General features: G+C 68.2%; 2 protein-coding genes and 1 pseudogene. All 3 read left to right on the top strand.

The window, feature by feature from the left end; genetic code table 11:
* The coding region (locus ACFWF3_RS31225) for an LCP family protein (RefSeq protein WP_379317331.1) at positions 1-1336 on the top strand (1336 nt) is incomplete at its 5' end.
* A 3-nt stretch (positions 1337-1339) separates the two neighbouring features.
* Positions 1340-2053, top strand: a complete 714-nt coding sequence (locus tag ACFWF3_RS31230; protein WP_379317333.1) for a TIGR03089 family protein — start codon at positions 1340-1342, stop codon at positions 2051-2053.
* Positions 2054-2156: 103 nt separating this feature from the next.
* Positions 2157-2772: pseudogene (locus ACFWF3_RS31235) on the top strand (cytochrome P450); the annotation flags it as partial.

The following is a 2772-nucleotide window of genomic DNA, read 5'->3' on the forward strand; positions in this document are numbered from 1 at the left end:
GATCGGCGGCCTCGGCCTCGGCGGCGAGCGCGACGGCGCTGTCGACATCCTGCTCGTCGGCGTCGACAGCCGCACCGACGCACACGGCAATCCACTCACCAACGCCGAACGCGCGATGCTGCACGCGGGCGACGAGGTGGGCACCAACACCGACACCATCGTGCTGATCCGCGTGCCCAACGACGGCCGCTCGGCCACCGCGATCTCCATCCCGCGCGACTCCTACGTCGATGTCGGCGGCCAGGGCAAGGCCAAGATCAACTCCGCGTACGGCTCGACCAAGGAGGCCGAACGCGCCGAACTGCTCGCCGACGGCAAGTCCGAGGCCGAGGCCGAGCGTGAGTCGACCAAGGCGGGCAGGCAGGCGCTGATCAAATCGGTCGCGACCCTGACCGGCATCACCGTCGATCACTACGCCGAGGTGAGCCTGCTCGGCTTCGTGCTGCTCACCGACTCGGTGGGCGGGGTCGAGGTGTGCCTGAACCAGGCGGTGGACGAACCGATGTCGGGCGCGGACTTCCCGGCCGGGCGTCAGCGGCTGGACGGTCAGGAGGCATTGAGTTTCGTGCGCCAGCGCCACGATCTCGAACGCGGTGACATCGACCGGATCGTGCGTCAGCAGGTGTTCATGGCGCAATTGGTCGGCCAGCTGCTCAACGCCAAGACCCTGGCCAATCCGGGCAAGCTCAGCGAGATCAGCGAGGCGGTCGGGCGCACCGTCGTGCTCGACGACGACTGGGACGTGCTGGCCTTCCTACAGCAGCTCAAGGATCTGTCCGGCGGCAAGGTGGAGTTCGAGACCATTCCCGTCTCCGACCTCAACAGCATGACCTCGGCCGGAGAGTCGGTGGTGAAGGTCGACCCGAAGACGGTGCAGAGGTTCGTCGCGGGTCTGGTGGGGGAGGAGAAGAAGGAAGAGGAAGACACCGCTCCGAAGATCGATACCTCGACCGTGACGGTGAACGTGCTCAACGCGGGCGGCGCCACCGGACTCGCGGGCAAGGTGTCCACGGCCCTGACGGGAAAGGGATTCCGGGAAGGCACGGTCGGCAACTACACCGGCGGCAGCGTGAGCTCGAGCCGCGTGCTGGCCGCCGACGCCGACGACCCGAAGGCGGCGGCGGTCGCGCAGGCGCTGGGTGGCTTGACGGTGGTCGCCGACAAGACGGTGTCGGCGGATACAGTGAGCGTGGTGTTGGCGAGCGACTATTCTGGTCCCGGCTCGGCCGCGGCAGGCATGTTCGATCTCGACGCGACATCCTCGGCGACCGCGACACCGATACCGCCCGCCCCGCCGATCGACGCAGGCCAGAACGGACCGAAATGTGTGAATTGACCCATGCGTGAGCCGAATTCGACCCTGACCGACGCCCTCCTCGACCCCATTCTCGAACGTGATCCCGCCGGACCACGCGTCACCTGGTACGACGACGCCACCGGTGCGCGGATCGAATTGTCCGGGCTGACCCTGGCCAACTGGGCCGCCAAGACCGCGAACCTGATCCGCGACGAATTCGCGCTCACCCCGGGCGCCAGGGTCGCGGTGCTGTTGCCCGCGCACTGGCAGACCGCCGCGGTGCTGCTCGGTTGCTGGTGGGCCGGCACCGAGGTGGTGCTCACGCCCGATCCCGACGCCGACCTCGCGCTGGTCACGCCCGACCGGCTCGACGACGCCGACGGTGTCGACGAGGTGGCGGTGCTGTCGCTGGACGCCATGGGGACGCCGGTGCGCGACCTGCCGGTCGGAGTCACCGACTTCGCGACCGCGGTGCGCGTGCACGGCGATCAGTTCCTGCCCGGTGGATTTCGGGCCGCGCTCGACGGCCTCTCGGTGCCGGAAGTGCTGACGATGGCCCGGAAATCCGCTGCGCTGCAGGATTTTTCCGCTGGCGACCGAGTGCTGTCGAGTACGCCGTGGGAGACGGTGGAGGAGCTGATCGACGGCTTCGTCGCGGTGTTGTTCGCCGGGGCCTCGCTGGTGCAGGTCGTCAATCCCGATCCCGCCGGTGTCGAACATCGGGTCGTCACCGAGAAGGTGACCGTCCGGCGCTGACTCCTACCCAGGTATAGGTTCGGGTCCACCTGGGGGACGTGTCGCGTGTCACACCCCGTCCGTACTGTGGAAGCAAGACTTCGGCAGAGTGGCAGGGGTGGCGATGATTGCGAAATACTGGGTTCGATGGTCGGCCGAACACGGGGCGCCGCGCGCGATTCTTCGCTGGCAGGCGCGTCGCGGCGATCCGTTCTCGACGTTGCTCAGCGGTCAGCAGGGCCTGCACGATCCGTATCCGCTGATCGATGAACTGCGTGGTCGCGGCGGATTGATCAAGACGTCGGTGTCCTATGCCACGTTCGATCACGCGCAGGTCCGAGCGATTCTGCGTGCCCCTGAATTCGGTGTGCGCCCTGCGCTCAACGCGGAGCTGCCCGCCGCGTGGCGCAAGCTCGCCGAGGTGGTCACGGTGCCGCCCAACCCGGTCGAGCCGCCGTCGATGCTGGTCCTCGACCCGCCGGAGCACACCCGGATGCGCAAGCCGGTGGCGTCGGCGTTCACCCCGCGCGCTATCGCTCGGCTGCGCGAGCGCGTGGAGGTGGTCACCGCGGAACTGCTCGGGGCGATGCCCGCGAACGGCTCGGTCGACCTGATCACCGATTTCGCGGCCAGGGTGCCGATCGCGATCATCGCCGACATGCTCGGCTTCCCGCCCGCGGACCGCGAGATGTTTCTGCGCTGGGGCGACAAAGTGACCCCGTTGCTCGATCTCGGCACCC

The organism is Nocardia sp. NPDC060220 (assembly GCF_042727815.1).
Taxonomy (GTDB): Bacteria; Actinomycetota; Actinomycetes; order Mycobacteriales; family Mycobacteriaceae; genus Nocardia.